Source organism: Eubacterium sp. AF36-5BH, from assembly GCF_003460505.1.
Taxonomy (GTDB): Bacteria; Bacillota; Clostridia; order Lachnospirales; family Lachnospiraceae; genus Eubacterium_G.
In genome coordinates this window covers 1-3,837 of record NZ_QTVG01000020.1, presented here as the reverse complement: position 1 = coordinate 3,837, position 3,837 = coordinate 1, and the positions used below count along the sequence as shown (strand labels likewise).

Genomic DNA, 3,837 nt, shown 5'->3' with positions numbered 1-3,837 from the left:
TCCGGTCACCGGCATAAGAGATATCACCTATGTGATATCTCTTTTTTTGTACTCAAAAATAGAACAAAAAAGAGGAGGAATAATGAAGAAAATTTCTAATTATATATTTGAACATAAAGGAAAATATCTTTTAGCAATTACTTCAATGATTATAGCTGTAACGCTTGATTTAATGTCTCCACAGTTTACAAAACATATCATAGACGATGTAATTGTAGGAAAAAATATTGCAGAGTTAAAATATTTGCTTTTAGGTATTTTTCTAATTGGCGTGGGAAGATGTATATTTCAATACATTAAAGAATACACCTTTGATTGTCTTGGCTCGGATATTGGAAGTTCCATGCGTAAGGATCTTTTTGTACGTATTCAGAACTTAAGTGAAGATTTTTTTGACAAAACTGATACAGGGGAATTAATGTCTAGAGTTAAGGATGACATTGATAAAATCTGGGATGGGCTTAGTTATGTTAGTATGTTGTTAATCGAGGTGGTAATACATACGACAATTGTTTTATTTTGTATGTATAGAATCAATGTGAAGTTGGCAATAATCCCAACACTTGCCATGATTTTTTGCGGATGTATTGCAGTAATTATGGAAAGAAAGTTAGGGGCAGTTTATGAAGAAATTAGTGAAGAAAATGCAGAATTAAATACAGTTGCAGAAGAAAATTTTGCAGGAGTAAGAACGGTAAAAGCTTTTGCGAGAGAAAAATATGAAATCAAAAAATTTTTATCTCATAATAATAAATACTATGAACTTAACATGAAACAATCAAAAGTTTTCGTGAAATATTATCCATTTTTTTCGGTTGTTACAAAAATACTTCCGCTATTAACATTGTTAGTAGGTGGAAAAATAGTTATTGACGGAAATTTGTCAATTGGCTCGTTAAGTGCAATGGTAGAGTATTCAAATAATATAGTTTGGCCAATGGAAATGTTAGGCTGGCTTACTAACAGTTTTTCGTCAGCTATTGCGTCAAATAAAAAAATCAAAAAAATTTATAAAGAAAAATCATCAATTAAAGAAATAAATAATCCCGTTGTGCTTGAAAAAGTAAAGGGAAGAGTTACTTTTGAAAATGTCTCATTTAAGAAAAATGAAAGTAGTAATATTTTGGAAAATGTCAGCTTTGATTTAAATCCTGGTAAAACATTAGGTATTATGGGCGAAACAGGATCCGGTAAAAGTACAATTATTAATTTGCTTTTAAGATTCTATGATGTTACCCAGGGAAGTATAAAATTAGATGGAGTTGATATACGCAACCTTACCATTAAACAACTTAGGGGGAGTATTGCTCCGGTAATGCAGGATGTTTTTCTATTTTCAGATACAATTAATGAGAATATAAAATTGGGAAAGAAGAATGAATTAGATGCTGAAGAAATAAAGTTAGCGGCCAATAATGCACAGGTTAGTGAATTTGTAGAGAGATTAGAACAACAATATGAAACAGTAATTGGGGAAAGAGGCGTAGGTTTGTCTGGTGGACAAAAACAAAGAATTAGTATAGCCAGAGCTTTTGCCAAAGATAAACCAATACTTATTTTAGACGATTCTACATCGGCGTTGGATACAGAAACAGAGCAGAAAATACAGAAAGTATTAGAAAAGTATAATGATATTACTAAAATAATAATTACCCATAGAATTAGTGCTGTAAAAAATGCAGATGAAATAATAGTCTTAGAGAACGGTAAAATAAGCGAAAAAGGAAAACATGATTCTTTAATAAAAAAGAAAGGCTTATATTACGAAACTTATTTATCTCAATATGGAACAATAAATTAATAGAAAGGAAAAGTGAAATGGCATTTAATTCATATAAAGAAGATGAACAAAGTGTTGAAAAAAATAAATTACAAACATTAAAAAGATTATTTTCATATTTGTTGAATTATAAATTGATAATTATACTGGTGTTATTACTAATGGGATATTGCGTTGCTATATCATTGATTAATCCGTTGATTATTGAAGAAGCCATAGATAACTATATTTCTGTTGGTAACTATAAAGGGTTATATAAAATCTTGATTATAACACTATTACTGAATTTGCTTGCAACTTTGGCAATAAAAATAAGAATGTATGTAATGGCAAAAATGTGTAACAGTATTCTTCTAACAATAAGACAGGAGCTATATACTCATATTCAGAAGTTAGGATTCAAATTTTTCGATAGCAGACCTACAGGAAAAATATTATCTAGAATTATAGGAGATATTAACTCATTAAAGGATGTTTTATCTAATTGCGTCACAACATTAATACCGGATTTCATAACTGTTGTGGCAGTAGTTGTAATTATGTTTGCAAAAAATCCTAAATTAGCAGTAGCAGCCTTGATTACAACACCACTTATGGCAATTTCAATTTCGTATATACAAATAAAAGCCCATCCCAGATGGCAGACTTTCAGAAAAAAGTCCTCAAACCTAAATGCATTTTTACATGAGGATATGTCTGGTATGAAAATTATTCATGGATTTTGTGGGGAAAAAGAAACTGAAGAAACTTTTGACCAATTAGTAAAAGAACATAAAACATCATTTAAAAATGCAATACGAATGAGTGATTGTTTTGGCTCAATTATAGATTTGTCCTGGGGACTGGGATGCATTTCATTGTACTTTGTCGGAATAGTTATTTTAAAAGCAGACAATATTTCAGTTGGAACTTTTATAGCTTTTGGAACATACATAAACATGTTTTGGCAACCGATAAATAATTTAAGCAATTTTTACAATCAAATTACCACAAATATAGCAGGTGCAGAAAGAATTTTTGAAGTGTTAGACACTGAACCTGAAATTCAAGAAGAAAATGGAGCCAAAGAATTACCTCCAATTGACGGAAATGTAAAATTTGAAAATGCAACTTTTGCATACGACAGTGATAGTGAAAATGTGTTAGAAAATGTTAATTTTGAAATAAAAGCAGGTGAAACTATTGCCTTAGTTGGAGCAACCGGGGCAGGAAAATCTACAATTATAAATCTCATAAGCAGATTTTATGACACAAATAGTGGAAGAGTTCTTATTGATGGTTATGATATAAAGAAAGTTACCATTGAAAGTCTTAGACAACAAATGGGTATTATGACACAGGAAAATTTTATTTTTTCAGGTACAATTAGCGAAAATATAAAATATGGCAAATTAGATGCAACTGATCAGGAAGTTGTAGAGGCTGCAAAAGCAGTAAACGCGCACAATTTTATTATGAAATTAAAAAATGGATACGATACATTATTAAGTGAAAGAGGAGGCGGTCTATCTGTAGGACAAAAACAATTAATAGCCCTTGCAAGGACAATGATATCAAAACCTAAAATTTTAATATTAGATGAAGCAACTTCTAGCATTGATACAAAAACAGGATTGCTTGTACAAAAAGGTATAGAAGAAATATTAAAAGGAAGAACATCTTTTGTTATAGCACATAGATTGTCTACAATTAAAAAAGCGGATAGAATATTTGTTATTGGAAACAGAAATATAATAGAAGAGGGGACACATAAGCAACTTTTAGAAAAGAAAGGTGTATATTACAGCTTATATAGGGCACAGTTTGATGAAGTGTAAACGAAAAGTCATTTATACGAATTGCTCCGCACATAAGTGCTCCCCCAATTCGTCATCTCACTGGCATATCGCTCTCCATTTGAGAGCTTATAGGCTCGTGAGAAGGGGTGTAAAAAATACAAATTTTTCCCTTCATGCAAGCATGAAATAAAAATTTATACTTTTTACACTATAAATGACTATAAAAGACTATAAATGACAAAAAAAGTGTTGACAGATAAAGAAGCATTTGATATTATA

The 3,837-nt window shown here is 30.4% G+C and carries 2 protein-coding genes; both read left to right on the top strand.

Annotation, left to right across the window (positions count from 1 at the left end):
• Window positions 1–82 precede the first annotated feature (82 nt).
• Window positions 83–1,801, top strand: a complete 1,719-nt coding sequence (locus DW006_RS11945) for an ABC transporter ATP-binding protein (RefSeq protein WP_118000905.1) — start codon at window positions 83–85, stop codon at window positions 1,799–1,801.
• 17 nt (window positions 1,802–1,818) lie between these two features.
• Complete coding sequence (locus DW006_RS11940) at window positions 1,819–3,597, top strand: ABC transporter ATP-binding protein (protein ID WP_118000903.1); 1,779 nt, start codon at window positions 1,819–1,821, stop codon at window positions 3,595–3,597.
• Window positions 3,598–3,837 lie beyond the last annotated feature (240 nt).